We start from the raw sequence: 15,626 nt of genomic DNA on the forward strand, positions 1-15,626 counted from the left end.
CCAGGGTTAGTCGCTTTAGCCAATAGCTTAGCGCCAGCCCTGGTTTTCGATCATTTGTTATGAATTGTTCAGAAGTGCTTGGAAATCATCCAGCTGGTGAACAGGTCTTTGACAGGTAAAATTTTCGCATAAATACGCTGTCGTTTGATCCGGCTCAACAGGGTAATCATGAAGCCAAGGGACAATATCACTAATACTTCCTTCTTGGTACAAAACTGATGAATAGGGACGAAACTCAGAGAAGAAAAGTTTACGCATTTCCGGAAGTTCAGTGGAGTTAAGGGAGCCTGCCAGTATCAATTCCTGAGAAGGATGAAGCGCATATTGGATAGCTTGGATAAAAGCTGTGTACCCTGAAGGATGCTCTTCAAGAACTGTTCGGAAATCCAGCAATTGCTGCTGGGCCTTTTGTTCCCAATGTTCATCTCCGGTTAGGCGGGCGAGACGAAGCAAATTGAGGGCAGTAATGGAATTACCCGAAGGAAGGGCGCCGTCATAACTCTCTTTTGGACGAAAGAGAAGTTCTTCCGCATCTGAGCCCGTCAGGTAATATCCGCCAACTTGTTCGTCAAAAAACAGAGAATCCTGTTGTTTTTGAAGTTCCAGGATGGTTTGGAGGACTTCAGGTTTGCCGTTTGCAGAGTAAAGTTCCAGAAGACCCCAAATTAAAAAGGCATAATCATCTAAGTATCCCAAGTAGGCAGTATCACCCTCACGGTAACGGGCCATCAGACGACCGTCACTTCGCCGAAGCTGAGTAAGTACAAAGTCTGTTGCTCTTTCAGCTGCTTTCAAATAGGAAGTGTCTCCCAGAACTTGAGCCCCTTTTGCTAAGGCAGCGATCATCAAACCGTTCCAGGCGGTTAAAATCTTATCATCTTTATGAGGGTGGACACGTTTTTCCCGTGTATTAAAGAGTGCTTGCCTTGCGGATTCTAGAGATTGCAATATTTCCTCTTCAGATAAAGAGTTCTCTTGGGCAATCTGCTTGATTTTCCCTAATAAAAGGTTCGGTATATTTTTTCCTTCAAAGTTTCCTTTAGGAGTAATGTCATATACAGCACAATACTTAGCCGCTAGCTCCTTATCTAGAACGGCTTCAACCTCCTGGGGAGTCCAGACATGGAATTTTCCCTCTTCCCCCTCAGCGTCGGCATCTTCTGCTGAATAGAAACCTCCCTCGGGCGAGGTCATATCTCGCAGTACATAGGTGAAAATTTCTTGGGCGATTTGAGCATCTTTTGAAAAGTTGGTTGCTTGATAGCTTTCTAAATACGCTAAGGCTAGTAAGGCGTTATCATAAAGCATCTTTTCAAAGTGAGGTACTAACCATTTATCGTCAGTACTATATCGTGCAAATCCAAATCCCACATGGTCATAGATCCCGCCGAGAGCCATACCATCGAGAGTCTTACGGACAATTTCCCGGGCTCTGTCCTGAGGATGATCCTTCCCATAGCGCAGGAGAAAGGTTAGTGTATGTGGAGTCGGAAATTTAGGGGCACTTCCAAAACCTCCGTAACGTGAGTCAAAGCTCTGGTCAAGGACGGAATATGCCTGGGAGATAACTTCGTTTCCCCAGGATCGGATGGACTCCGAGGTTTCCTTGAGATTACTTGAGACTGGAGATGTTTTATTGGGTACGGAGCGTCCGGTATGGACAGCAGCCACAATCTGATCCGCAGACTCACGTAATTTTAGTTCATTTGTTGCCCAGAGAGTCCCTACTTGTTCTAGAAGCTCCAGCATTCCCTTATAGCCATAGCGCTCTGTTTTTGGAAAATATGTACCCGCAAAAAATGGCTTTTTCTCAGGGGTCATCATAATTGTCAGCGGCCAGCCCCCTGATTCTGTTAGAGCCTGACAGAAGGCCATGTAAAGATGGTCAACGTCCGGACGTTCTTCGCGGTCTACTTTGATGGAGATAAAGTAGCGATTAAGTAAGGCGGCGACTTCGTCGTCTTCGAAGGATTCCCGTTCCATTACGTGGCACCAGTGACAAGTACTGTAACCTAAACTAAGAAATATCGGCTTGTTCATCCGACTAGCCTCGTCAAAAGCTTCTTGTCCCCAGGGATACCAATTAACAGGGTTGTAAGCATGTTGGAGAAGGTAAGGGCTTTTTTCGTTGATTAGTCTGTTGGGCATTTTATCATTCAAACCGAGCACCTCATTTTATCTCATAATCTCTCAATAAGAGACTACCTTTGCATCTCTATACGCCTAAAGAAAATTTATTTTGACATTTATCCTGTTTCCATCTCTCGTGTAAGAAATTTTATCAATGATAGTCTTCAAATAATTATTTCTTTCTTGCGTATCTTTTGAAATGCTCCACTGATTGTAAAAGTCTCTAATTGAGGTAAGCCTTTTTTCATTACTTGTCTGTTCTCTTTTTTCAAGCCTCTCTTTATATTCTCCAATTTCCCTGTTTAACTTTTTTAGATTATCTTCACGTATCGCCTTTCGTTCCAGGAACCTTTCTTTTGATATTTCTTGATTTTCTCTCTGCTCTTGCAATGTATCTAAAGCTTTATTTTCTTTTAGAACATCCATTTCTTTTTGGTTGATTGCCTGAATTAGTACTTCCAATTCATTAGAGTTAACTTCGTATTTTTTATTTATAATTTCCTCTTCATACTTTTTTAACTCATCAAATATAGCTTTTTCAAAGATTTGTGTGTTTAATCCCTGATTACCGCATCGGTTTCCATAGGGATCAGTTTTCTGGCACTTTTTAACATATTCAATTTTACTTACTCCGTTATATGTAAATTGCATGGAATATCCACATTTTCCGCAGTATACAAGACCACTAAACAAAAAAGCTCCTCGTCTTGATGCTCTGGGAATTATTTTTCGTTTGGCAAATAGTTCACAAATTTTTTGATGTTCTTCAATTAATTTAAGTTTTTCGTGTTCTCCATCTATAATAATCCACTCTTCCTTTTCGAACACCTTAAGAGGTTTAGTTTTTTTGTTTTTGTGCCCACTACCTTTGGATTTGTGAATAATTATTTTACCCAAATGGGTTTGATCTCTTAATAACCGATAGATAGCAGTTGAACTCCAAAACTTACCGCCTGGACTTTTATAACCAATTTCGTTTAACTTCCAGGCAATTTGTTCAGCAGTTTGTCCCTGTAAGCTCATATTAATGATTAAACGATAAACTTTTCTCTTTTCTTCATTTACCTCCAACTTTTTTAACTCTGCATTATATTCATATGGATAGGGAGGTTTTCCGTTAGTCCATCTCCCTCTCTTTGCACCAGTAATCTTACCTCTTCTAAATCTTTTACTTATCTGCTTGTATTCTAACCGTGCAAAGAATTTCTTTAATTCAAATTGAAATTCATCATTTTCATTTTCCAAATCGTATACTTTATCGGGTGTGAGTATTAGGACTTCAGCATCCCTGAAAATAGTTTCGATTTTTGACCAATCACCATCATCGCCCCGCCCCAATCGATCAATATCAATAACAGCTACTGCATCGTAAAGCCCTTGTTTTACCTCCCCTAGCATTTTAATGAATTCGGGTCTATCCTGTATGCTATCACTATTGCCAATTTCAGCAAATTCAGTATATTTACATCCGATTTTCTCACATAACTCTACAAGTGCATGCCTATGATTTTCTAAGTCTTCCTCATAATCTCCATGACTTTTTCTTAAATAAATAGCAACATCATTAATTAAGATTTTCTCATCATCCATAACGTGTAGCCTCCACTGTGAAATGTTATGGATAAATTATAACAGATTACGAATTGATAAACATATATAGCATAAGATTTCCTTAGATTTCTACTGATACGGATGGAAATAGTATGAACTTTCCAGAGAAACTACGGAAGAAATGAAGTGCTCTTTTCTCTTGTTATAATTTTGCCTCTAAAATCTATAATACAAGGAAGTTTCTATTTGAAAGGGGCTAAAATATAGCAAATGAGCAAGGATAAAGAAGAAAGAGCCGTCGACCCCAAATTTAGTCTTTGTATAAAACACCGAAGGCAAGAAAAAGGCTATTCTTTAAATGAATTGGCGATTATGACTGCGGTATCAGGTAGTTACATTAACCGTCTTGAAAAGGGGGAGAGGCGCGCTCCCTCACTTCCCGTAATGCAAGCTATAGCCAAGGCACTAGATTTCGATGTCGCTGAACTTCTCAATCTGGCGACACCATCGGAACTCGAGGAAGATGTGTGTGAGATCCGAAATATGCTAGTCAAAAATGATTTTCGAGTGAACGACACTTTTGCAACTACCCATATAAAGGAATTAGTTGTAAAAATTTTTGACAAAATTATATCAGCGGAGTGGAAAGGAAATAGGTTTATTGAAGGTGGCGAAATACTCCAGACGATTGATGAACTGGAAGGTTTGTTAAAGGCATAGAGCAGGTTAAGCTTCAGGGCCCATGGAATTTGTCATTGAATAATTTCAAAAAGGAATCCAAATCTAAGTATTGGGTTCCTTTTGCAATTTAGTTAAAAGGAGTATTGATAGAATGCCACGATTCATTCTTAGTGGGGAAAAAGAAAATCTGTTTAGTCTGTACCAAGTTGTATTTTCTGACGTACTCGGTACTTTAGTCGGATCAAGAGTATATCGGCTAGAGCAAGAAGTGCCACTTAACGGTAATAAAATAGATATTTATGCCTGTGCTGATAAGATAAATCTTAATATCTATGTAGAGGTACAGCTCATACCAGCGGACGTTAGGCATATGGAAAAAGTGAAGAAAATCCTTACCGATGTTAAGCAAGGAATAGTTATTTGGGAGGCTCTGTCCTTTCAAGGAAGGGAGCATCTTGTTAAAGAGGTTGTAGAGTTTGCACGCTTGCTTGAAAAGCCTTTAGATGTTTTATTTGTAGAGGTGAACCCTGCTGTAATACCAGTCCTTGAAACATTAACAACGCTTTATTCTTTGGATGTTATTACGAATCTGAGCCGTTTAGCGGTAGTCAGAGGGCCTTTTGAGATAGTTGATGAATATAGGGGGAGAAAGTTGCATGGAGGAGAGCTGGAAGGCGATCTAGAGGCTGTCAATGTATCGACTAGACCAGTTATCCATGAACCTTTAAATCTGTCTAGCCGTCTTGGTGCTAATTTATATGTTTTAGGAAAAATACGCCAAGTACTATGGTTCTTTCCTGGGGCTTACAGATCTAAGTCCAGATTAGATACAAATGCTATTACTTTTGGTGCGGGAGATGGAAATACTTACGAAATTAGTGTCAGAGATACCCACTCGCATGTAAAATTAAGAATATCAAAGAAAAACATAAGTACCTGGGTTCAACTGAAGACGGACAAGATGATGATTGAAAATCGGATTGGGATTGGGATTTATTTCAGAGAAGAACGGTCAAGCTATATCCTTGACGTTCCAGTAAAGAGCCTTGGGCGAATTAGAAGAGAAGTGTTGGATGAAGTGGTAGAAATTTTCAAGAGATTTGTAGAGTTTTTTACAGAGTATTTTCAACAGGACGGTGAAGAGAGGAGGGTCAATTTGAATAGGTAAGCTAGAAAACTATTGCTACTAATGCTTGTTTTGAGAAGTTGGTTATCGCTACTGACTTCTCTTTTTGCGTTTTAGTAGGCATAGTTACGAATAATCTATTTAATCTCATAAAGACACTATTCACGCAGGATTTTGTAGGAATATATAGAATATTTTAACTAACGCCATACTGGTGACAGGTGAAATACATAGAAATAATTTCAATTAATAAAACAACTGAGTTGAAGAAGAAGTCATATGTAATGTTTAGATAGAGTAAGTGGAGGGAGAAAGATGACTAAGGGGATTTTTTCAGATGTAAGTATCAAAATAGATAATCCAAAGTGGCACGAATGCATTAGTCGTGAAGTTGGTATATACTCTCGGAGCGATGATATTCGTAGCGAATTTGCACGGGATTATAATAGGATATTGCACTCAAATGCTTATAGACGATTGAAACACAAAACCCAAGTGTTCTTTGCAACGAGAAATGACCATATTTGCACTAGGATTGAACATGTAAACCACGTCGCTTCAGTAAGCTATACCATTGCGAAGTATCTGGGTTTAAACACTGAATTAACTAATGCTATCGCGCTTGGTCACGATTTGGGTCACGCCCCTTTTGGACATGCTGGCGAAACAGTTCTCAAAGAGATCGCATCGGCTGAAACTAAACAAAATTTTTGGCATGAGCGAAATAGTTTAAGATTTATAGATAAAATTGAGACTTTGCCTGATCCTTCAGGTTTTGAACAGAATTTAAACTTGACTTATGCAGTGAGGGATGGGATTATTTTGCACTGTGGAGAAGTTGACGAAAATTCCATATATCCTAGAGAAGAAAAAGTTGACCTCAATTGCATCGAAAAATCCAGTCAATATGCACCTTTTACATGGGAAGGATGCGTAGTTAAAATCTCAGATAAAATTGCTTATTTAGGTAGAGATATCGAGGATGCCTATACATTAAATATTTTATCCAGTTATCAGCTTAAGCAATTGGTAAAAATTCTAAAGAGTTTTATCAAAATTGAATTGTCAGAAATTAATAATACGGTAATAACGCATAGATTGATTATTGATTTATGTAAGTCAAGTAGTCCTGAAAATGGTATTAGATTTTCAGATGAATATATCGGTTTAATTAACTCAATAAAAGCGTTTAATTATGAAAACATATATAAGCATGAAAGGTTAAATGTTTTTAAAGGTTACTCCAAACTGATCTTGGAATCGATCTATGGTACTTTATCAAATTTATATAGTGAGGAAGAGACTATATATAAAATTCGGAAAAATATCTTAACTTATCCGTTACTTTTAAACAGTTTTTTGGATTGGCTCTTGAAGTATTCTAATAATAACGATAGATCGTCCAAAAGAAATAGGTATAATAATCAAGTAATATATGAAATTGAAAAGAGAGAGGATTACGCCCTAGCAGTGATTGACTATATATCAGGGATGACGGATAGTTTTGCAATCAAAGTTTTTAACGAGTTAACAAATCTGTAATGGGGGATACTTATGAGCCATTTCTTTGCTTACCTGTCAAGAATGAAATTGATTCAAAGATGGGGTCTGATGCGGAATACTCGAACAGAAAATATCCAAGAACATAGTCTTCAAGTGGCTATGATTGCCCACAACTTGGCAATTATCAGAAATATGATGTTTGATGGTAATCTTAATCCAGAAAGGGTTATGGCATTAGCTATGTACCATGAGGTTTCCGAAGTCATTACGGGAGATTTAGCAACTCCAATAAAATACTTTAATCCAGAAATCAAAAATGCTTTCGGTAAAATCGAAGAAATAGCAAGAATGCGTCTTTTCAAAATGATACCTGAAGAAATTAGAGCTGAATACAAGGGCTACTTTTTCCCTCATGAGAATGATGAGGATTGTTGGGAAATTGTAAAAGCTTCAGATAAAATTTCGGCTTATCTGAAATGTGTTGAAGAACTGAAATCTGGAAATGAGGAGTTCTTGAAAGCTAAGAATAAAATAGAACAAGAATTGCAAAGTATTGGACTTTCCGAAGTCAGATATTTCTTGGATAAATTTATTCCAAGTTTTTCACTGACGCTTGACGAGCTAAATTAATTCCAAGAACTTGATCAGATTTTTTTCCTAGACGTGAGAATCCCTCTCAAATATGTACTGCTAACTTCACCGTCCACATAAAAGTAGGTAGTACATATTTGAGGGGAAGATGAAAATGATAAAGTCAGTGGTATGCTGGGGAAGAAGCAAAATGGGACAATGTCCTTTATATCGTATCGAAAGAAAAAGTGAAGATATAAGGATAGCAAAACTGTGTCTTAGTAGTCTATTCTTAATGCAAGCAAAGCTAAAGAAATGTGTTGAGAGTAATAAAATCGAAGAGGTATTGAGATTTAGAGAGGATTATGTAGATTGGTCATATTGGGATGAGGTTGAAGAGAAAGAGTTAAAAAGATTAACCAGTAATAGCAAAGATACTCAAATTAATTCACTAAAACGGTGTAAGTTAGATATGAATATATGCAAAATCTCATTGGACAGCAAGGAAAGTGCTATCGAAAAGTTACATGAAGAAATTGATTCAAAAATAAAGCTATACAACGATGATTTAGCGATTATAAAGAAAGTCCAGAATTACTGTGATAATTATGAAAATGAAGATTATAGGATTTTTAAGAACGATAGGATTTATCTTAAATTTCAGAGAGACAAGTATAATGCATTAATTGCTTTATATTTTAATGTTGATAGTTTCATTAAACAGGATAGCCAATCACCCGTGGAAACAATCTTTGTCTTTTCAGGGGAGGGAGAATATCCATTTCATAAACAAACAGTTTTACACCTTGCTTATGAGAAATATGGCGGTCTTGTACTAAGTGGAACAGAAGTTATGAAAGACGCTGATGGAATAAAAGATTTGGTTCCCCAAGCACACATATGTGATTTCCAATCTTACAATAGAAGAAGAGGTCATGGAAGTTTTATATTAAAGCATCTAGAAAACATTGTAAGTACAGTTAATAATCGAATTCTTTCCCTAGGCGTTAAGTATAGAGAAAAATACTACTGGATGAAACCGATAAAAGCTATAAATGGTGAGGTTGTACCAGGAGGTAATATATCCAAAGATGATTTGGTTAAATTTTATAACAAGAATGGATTACCAACGATAGGAAGAAAGTATTCTAGCGGTACCTATGTTGCCGACAAAGTGATTTATAAGATACTAGAATAGAGCATTCTCGATTGTTTATTCTAGTCTTTGCAATAAATGCTTTAAAAGCATGTAAAATGAGAAAGCGCTTCATAGAAGGGCTTTCTCATTTTATGGGTAATTATGCAAAAACTAAGTATAATGAATAAACGAACTATACTTACAGGTCTTAACAGGTTTATTCTATAGGAAATGAATGAGACTAAATTGTCTATAAGATATGGTAGAATATATGTATCTAAAAACAGAGAAAAGTTGGGGGATATTAATGGCTAGCGTAAATCTGGAATTTGAAAACAAATTGTGGGAAATGGCTGATAAACTTAGAGGTAATATTGAAAGTAGCGAATACAAGCATGTCGTATTAGGCTTGATCTTCCTTAAATACATATCGGATGCTTTTGAGGAAAAGTACGCAGAGTTGGTTGCCGAGGGAGATGGCTTCGAAGAAGATATAGATGCTTACGCTGAGGATAATGTCTTTTTCGTGCCAGTTGAAGCAAGATGGGAGAATATCAAGAAAGAGGCTAAGAAACCTACCATTGGTCAAACCATTGATGATGCGATGATATTGATTGAGAAAAATAATGCGACTCTTAAAGGGGTCCTTCCCAAAAACTATGCTCGTCCTGAAATTGATAAAGCGAAACTTGGTGAGCTTATAGATCTATTCTCATTTAACTTGGGTAATAAAGATGCAAAAGCTCAAGATCTTTTAGGTAGAGTATACGAGTATTTCTTAGGCAAATTCGGTTCAAGCGAGGGTGAGTTCTACACCCCCCCAACGATAGTTAAACTTTTAGTTGGTATGATAGAGCCTTTTAAAGGAAGAGTCTATGACCCTTGCTGTGGTTCTGGTGGTATGTTTGTACAATCAGCAAAGTTTGTTGAAGAGCATCAAGGAAGAAAAGATGATATTCATATCTATGGACAGGAATACACCGCTACAACGTGGCGACTGTGCAAGATGAACCTCGCTATACGTGGCATTGATGGGAATTTAGGAGAAAGAGATGCTGATACGTTTGCTAATGACTTACACAAAAACTTAAGAGCTGATTATATCTTAGCTAACCCACCATTTAATGTGAGTGATTATGCTCTAGTACAAGATGATGTTCGCTGGAAATATGGTATACCCCCAAAAAACAATGCTAACTATGCTTGGATTGAACACATGATTAGTAAATTGTCTCCCAATGGTATTGCGGGCTTTGTTCTTGCAAATGGCTCAATGAGTACATCAACTAAGCAAGAAGCAGAAATCAGAAAGAGCATCATTGAAGCAGGGCTTGTTGATTGCATTATTACCATGCCACCAAACCTTTTTTATAATGTGACAATCCCAGTATGTCTTTGGTTTATCTCCAAGAAGAGAGATAACCGTTCGGATAAGATATTGTTCATTGATGCACGTAAGATGGGTACTATGGTTACACGTAAGCATAGAGAACTATCTGATAAGGAAATCAAGCAGATATATGATACCTATCACAATTGGCAAGATGAGAAGGGTTATAAGGACGTTCAAGGATTCTGTAAGTCTGCAGATATTGAAGATGTTAGAGGACATGAGTATATCCTTACTCCAGGAAGATATGTAGGAATTGAAGAGGTAGAGGATGATGGAGAGCCATTTGATGAGAAGATGACAAGGCTAACAAGTAAGCTTGCAGAAATGTTTGTAAAATCCCATAAGCTGGAGGAAGAGATTAAACAGCGATTGGGGAGGATTGGTTATGAGTTCTAGTCAGTGGAAAACTGAAAAGTTAGGAAATATAGCTCATGTTCAAACTGGTCCATTTGGGAGCCAGTTACACAATTCAGATTATGTTAAATCAGGAACTCCAATCATAACAGTTGAGCATCTTGGAAATAGGAAAATTGCGAGAAGCTCCGTGCCATTTGTCTGTGAAGCTGACAGAATAAGACTTAATAAATATAGTCTAAAGACTGGAGACTTAGTTTTTAGTCGAGTTGGCTCAGTAGACAGAAGTTCCTATGTAAGTGAAGATGAAAATGGATGGTTGTTTTCTGGTCGCTGTCTGAGGGTCAGAGCAAGTGATAATAGTATATATCCTAAATATTTGTACTACTATTTTTGCTTGGAAAGTATGAAAGAGTATATTCGAAGCATTGCAGTTGGCGCTACTATGCCATCGATAAATACTAAAATACTCAGTGAAGTGACCATTAATTACCCCCCAATGCGTGAACAAAAAGCCATTGCCAACACACTCTCCTGCCTTGATGACAAAGTAGAACTCAACAACCGCATCAACCAAACCCTTGAAGAAATTGCACAGGCTATTTTTAAAAACTGGTTTGTTGATTTTGAGCCTTTTAAAGATGGTGAGTTTGAGGATAGTGAGTTAGGAAGGATACCGAAGGGGTGGAGAGTTGAGACATTAAAGTCAATATGTAAAACTATAACAAAAGGCACCACTCCTACCACACTCAAAAAGAGATTTGTCGATACTGGAATTAATTTTGTTAAGGCTGAAAGTATAACAGATAATCATTCGTTTGATACCAAAAAGTTTGCGTATATTGATGAAGATACAGATTACATACTTAAACGCTCTAAGATACAAGAAAATGATATATTGTTGACCATTGCAGGCACTATAGGTAGATTTGCAATGGTAACTGACAACATATTACCTGCGAACACTAATCAAGCCATAGGTATTATTAGAGTAGAAGAAAAAGTAATCAACCCTCTGTATGTTCTCAATTCTTTTATGTGCAATTGCCATAAAGATTTCTTAGAATCAAAAGTTGTACATGCAGTACAAGCTAACCTAAGCTTGGGGATTATTGGTAATTTGCCTATGATTATTCCAAGTGAAAAAGCACTTAGGGAATATTACGGTTTAGCAACTCCAATTTTTGAAATGAAGAGACAATGTATAAGTGAAAACGAAATCTTAATAACTATTCGTGATGCTCTTCTTCCAAAACTTATGAGCGGTGAAATAAGAGTAACTAACGAGGAGGTGTTATAGATGGCCAATAACTTCTATGAATCCCACTTAGAAGAAGCAACTCTTGAGTGGTTTGAAGAGCTGGGATATCAAATTATATTTGCTCCTGACATTGCTCCTGATGGTGAATATTCTGAGCGTAGGGATTATAGTGATGTTATTCTCTCTGAACGTCTCAAAGAAGCTCTTACAAGAATCAATCCCAAGCTCCCAAGTGATGCCATAGAAGATGCTTACAGACAAATCAGTGTACCTCAAAACCCTAGCTTACTCATGAACAACCAGGCTTTTCAAAAGATGATCACCGACGGAATTGATGTTCAAGTTAAGCAAGCTGATGCCAGTTACAAGACCGAGAAAGCCTATGTGTTTGATTATATAAAACCTCTCAAGAACGAATTTATAGTCGTTAATCAATTCACCGTTATTGAGCATGGCGTTGAAAAACGCCCAGATGTGATTGTATTCGTTAATGGAATTCCCTTAGTGGTTGTTGAACTAAAAAATGCTGTTAATGAAAATGTCAACATCACTGATGCTTACAATCAACTTCAAACTTATAAGTCCAAAATTCCTTCCCTATTTACCTATAACTCCTTCATGGTAATCAGTGATGGCATTAATGCACGAGCAGGTACACTAACTTCTGATGAGGATCGATTTATGGCTTGGCGAACTATTGATGGAGAAGATTTAGCACCACTCGCTATTCCTCAACTTGAGGTGCTGATTAAAGGGATGTTTCAACGAGAGCGGTTCCTAGATATTATTAAGCAGTTCGTCTTGTTTCAAAGCGATGGGAAGGATACTTTCAAAATCCTTGCAGGTTATCATCAATACCATGCAGTCAACAAGGCTGTAGAAAGCACTGAGCGAGCTACTAGGGAAACAGGAGACAGACGAATAGGGGTCATATGGCATACACAAGGTAGTGGGAAGTCACTTTCAATGGTCTTTTATGCAGGAAAGCTTGTTATTAGCGAGGAACTTGGCAATCCTACCATTGTAGTCATAACAGACAGAAATGACCTAGATGATCAGTTATTTGGGACATTCTTTAAATGTAAAGATATACTTCGCTCAACCCCTGTCCAAGCAACTGATCGATCAAATCTACGTGATCTACTTAATAATCGTACCAGTGGGGGCATTATCTTTACCACAATACATAAGTTTGCACCCGAAGAAAAAGGCGACAGCGTACCAATGCTCACAGACCGTAAGAATGTAATAGTCATGGCAGATGAAGCACACCGCAGTCAATATGGGTTTGGTGCTGACATTGTCAAAAGTGATGATGAAGCCAGTGTAAAATATGGCTATGCAAAATACATGCGTGACAGCTTGCCTAATGCTTCTTATATTGGGTTTACTGGTACGCCAGTAGAACTAACAGACAAGAACACTCGTGCAGTGTTTGGGGATTACATAGACGTATACGATATGACGAGGGCAGTAGAAGATGGGACGACTGTTAAGATATTCTATGAAAGCAGAATAGCCAAACTAGAACTTCCTGATGATATGAAACCAAAGATTGATACTGAATATGATGAGATCACAGAATATCAAGAGTATAGTCAAAAAGAAAAGCTAAAGAGCAAATGGGCAAGACTAGAGGCCATCGTTGGTGCAAGTGAGCGAGTTAAGCTAATCGCCAATGATATTGTAGAGCATTTTGAACTAAGAGAACATGCTCAGGTAACTGAAGGCGGTAAGGCCATGATCGTTGCTATGAGTAGAAGGATTGCCATTGATCTTTATAAAGAAATTGTGGCAATACGTCCTGATTGGCATAGTGATGACTTGATGAGTGGAAAAATCAAAATAGTTATGACAGGAAGCTCTTCTGACCCTGCAGATTGGCAACAATTCATCGGCACAAAGGCAAATCGGGAAACACTAGCAAAACGGATGAAGGATAAAAATGATGAACTTAAACTAGTTATTGTTCGTGATATGTGGCTTACAGGGTTTGATGTTCCAAGTATGCACACAATGTATATTGATAAGCCCATGCAGAGTCATAACCTAATGCAAGCTATTGCGCGTGTGAATCGGGTATTCAGGGAGAAACAAGGTGGGCTTATTGTAGACTATATCGGCATAGCTGAAAAGCTAAAAGAAGCACTATCCCAATATACAGAGAGCGATAAGAAAACTACAGGGGTTGATACTGAGATAGCTTCACAGGTCTTGCTTGAAAAGTACGATCTGATCAAGGAAATGCTTCATGGACATGATTACAGTAAATTCTTTAATGGTAAGCCTAGTGAGAAGATGCAAGCAATCGTTGGAACGATGGACTTTATTATAGAGCTTCGTGAAGATCGGAAGAATGACTATATCAATCTAGTTACCGAACTTGCTAGAGCGTATTCGCTATGTGCCACAACAGATATTGCCGAACGATTAAATATGGAAGTGGGCTTTCACAAAGCAGTTAAGGCAAGTATTGTGAAGATCATCGCGGATGACGACAAAAAGAAAACAACGTCCCAACTAGATAGTGAGTTAAACCAGTTAATTTCTAAGTCCATATCATCAAATGAAGTTGTCGATATACTCGCTTCCGTAGGTCTTAACAAACCGAATATTGCTATACTCTCAGATGAGTTCCTTGAGGAAATTAAAGGTATGAAACAGAGGAACTTGGCAGTAGAACTCTTAAATAAATTGCTTAAGGGAAATATTAGGTCTTTTTCAAAACGTAATCTGATACAATCCAAGAAGTTCTCTGAATTGTTAGAAGCATCCATTCGAAAATACCAAAACCGAACAATAGAAACAACTCAGGTAATTATGGAGTTAATTGAGCTTGCAAAAGAAATCACAGAAGCCGAAAAACGCGGTGAAAGCACAGGACTAACATCCGATGAATTAGCCTTCTATGATGCTTTAGCGGATAATGAGTCGGCTTGTGAGATAATGGGTGATGAGGTTCTTAAACAAATAGCAAGAGATTTAACACAAGCAATTAAGAAGAATATTAGTGTAGATTGGTCAATTCGCGAGAGTGTTCAAGCAAAAATGAAGATGATAATCAAGAGACTTCTTAAGAAGTATGGTTATCCCCCTGATAAAACGCCCAGGGCAGTAGAGATTATCATGGAACAGACCAAGCTAATGTGTCAAAATGAGAGTGTAGCGTAAGAATACGGAGGCATTAAAGTGGCAGATATCAAATTTGAAGTTAAAGAAACAATCGGTGTCCTATCTGAATCAGCCAAAGGATGGACAAAGGAGCTTAACCTAGTTAGTTGGAATGATAAAGCCCCAAAGTATGATCTACGAGAATGGTCACCTGATCATACAAAGATGGGAAAAGGTGTTACAATCACCATAGACGAACTAAAGAAGCTAAGGGATGTACTTAACTCAATAGCTTTAGAATAATCCATAGGGTTGGTTTTGGGGATGTGTATAAGGATTATCTTAGGCTCTTTTGCCACTACCATTCTTGTTACAAGAGTCAGGGGATAACAAAAGGTTTAGGGTTTGAGAATTGGTTTAAAGGAATGGATCAAATGATTAAAGAGAGGTATTTCGGCCTTCTTGGCATGACAATAGAAAAAGAGATCATTCTCGGCTCGCTCTTGTTCTTTTTGTTCAGTGTGCTTGATGGCGCACTAACACTATGGGGGCTGAGACTAGGAGTAATTGAAGAAGTGAATCCCTTGATGAAGTGGTTAATTTATAAAAACTCAATTGTGTTTATGGTATTCAAGTTGTCTATACCAGTTATGCTTGCTTTTGTTTTATGGAAAATAAGAAATAGATCTCGTAAGTTTGTTGCTTGTTCAATGGGGCTTGTTTTGATGGTTTATTCTATTGTTATGGTATTTCATGTTTATTGGATTACTGGGGTAAGTCCTAGGCTTCATTAAAGAAGAACCTGATC

The 15,626-nt window shown here is 37.7% G+C and carries 12 protein-coding genes; 10 read left to right on the top strand and 2 right to left on the bottom strand.

Annotation, left to right across the window (positions count from 1 at the left end; all coding sequences use genetic code 11):
* Window positions 1-57: 57 nt before the first annotated feature.
* Both BLS16_RS12330 and BLS16_RS12335 read right to left on the bottom strand, forming a co-directional pair.
* Window positions 58-2,169 carry a thioredoxin domain-containing protein gene (locus BLS16_RS12330; RefSeq protein ID WP_486598907.1) on the bottom strand — a complete coding sequence of 704 codons (2,112 nt, stop codon included), beginning with the start codon at window positions 2,167-2,169 and terminating at the stop codon, window positions 58-60.
* A 54-nt stretch (window positions 2,170-2,223) separates the two neighbouring features.
* On the bottom strand, window positions 2,224-3,720 hold the full coding sequence (locus tag BLS16_RS12335; protein WP_092333641.1) for a recombinase family protein: 1,497 nt from the start codon (window positions 3,718-3,720) through the stop codon (window positions 2,224-2,226).
* 231 nt (window positions 3,721-3,951) lie between these two features.
* On the opposite strand from BLS16_RS12335, the gene BLS16_RS12340 reads away from it, so the two are divergent.
* The 10 genes from BLS16_RS12340 to BLS16_RS12385 all read left to right on the top strand — a co-directional run bounded on the left by BLS16_RS12340 (window position 3,952) and on the right by BLS16_RS12385 (window position 15,612).
* On the top strand, window positions 3,952-4,401 hold the full coding sequence (locus BLS16_RS12340; protein WP_092333643.1) for a helix-turn-helix domain-containing protein: 450 nt from the start codon (window positions 3,952-3,954) through the stop codon (window positions 4,399-4,401).
* Between the two features lie 112 nt (window positions 4,402-4,513).
* A complete protein-coding gene (locus BLS16_RS12345) occupies window positions 4,514-5,530 on the top strand; it encodes a hypothetical protein (protein WP_092333645.1) in 1,017 nt (338 codons plus the stop codon).
* Window positions 5,531-5,803: 273 nt separating this feature from the next.
* Complete coding sequence (locus tag BLS16_RS12350; protein WP_092333647.1) at window positions 5,804-7,030, top strand: deoxyguanosinetriphosphate triphosphohydrolase family protein; 1,227 nt, start codon at window positions 5,804-5,806, stop codon at window positions 7,028-7,030.
* 12 nt (window positions 7,031-7,042) lie between these two features.
* Complete coding sequence (gene yfbR, locus BLS16_RS12355; protein ID WP_092333649.1) at window positions 7,043-7,621, top strand: 5'-deoxynucleotidase; 579 nt, start codon at window positions 7,043-7,045, stop codon at window positions 7,619-7,621.
* 115 nt (window positions 7,622-7,736) lie between these two features.
* A complete protein-coding gene (locus tag BLS16_RS12360; RefSeq protein WP_092333652.1) occupies window positions 7,737-8,759 on the top strand; it encodes a hypothetical protein in 1,023 nt (340 codons plus the stop codon).
* 247 nt (window positions 8,760-9,006) lie between these two features.
* Entirely contained in the window at window positions 9,007-10,488 is a 1,482-nt protein-coding gene (locus BLS16_RS12365) for a type I restriction-modification system subunit M (RefSeq protein WP_092333654.1), read from the top strand.
* A complete protein-coding gene (locus BLS16_RS24015) occupies window positions 10,478-11,746 on the top strand; it encodes a restriction endonuclease subunit S (protein ID WP_092333656.1) in 1,269 nt (422 codons plus the stop codon). Before BLS16_RS12365 ends, BLS16_RS24015 begins: the two co-directional genes overlap by 11 nt.
* Window positions 11,747-14,878 (top strand): type I restriction endonuclease subunit R, encoded by a 3,132-nt coding sequence (locus BLS16_RS12375; RefSeq protein WP_092333658.1) that lies wholly within the window; start codon window positions 11,747-11,749, stop codon window positions 14,876-14,878.
* 18 nt (window positions 14,879-14,896) lie between these two features.
* Window positions 14,897-15,121 (top strand): YdbC family protein, encoded by a 225-nt coding sequence (locus tag BLS16_RS12380; RefSeq protein WP_092333660.1) that lies wholly within the window; start codon window positions 14,897-14,899, stop codon window positions 15,119-15,121.
* A 122-nt stretch (window positions 15,122-15,243) separates the two neighbouring features.
* Complete coding sequence (locus BLS16_RS12385; protein WP_176786144.1) at window positions 15,244-15,612, top strand: DUF5658 family protein; 369 nt, start codon at window positions 15,244-15,246, stop codon at window positions 15,610-15,612.
* Window positions 15,613-15,626 lie beyond the last annotated feature (14 nt).

It is taken from the genome of Desulfosporosinus hippei DSM 8344, from assembly GCF_900100785.1.
GTDB lineage: Bacteria > Bacillota > Desulfitobacteriia > Desulfitobacteriales > Desulfitobacteriaceae > Desulfosporosinus > Desulfosporosinus hippei.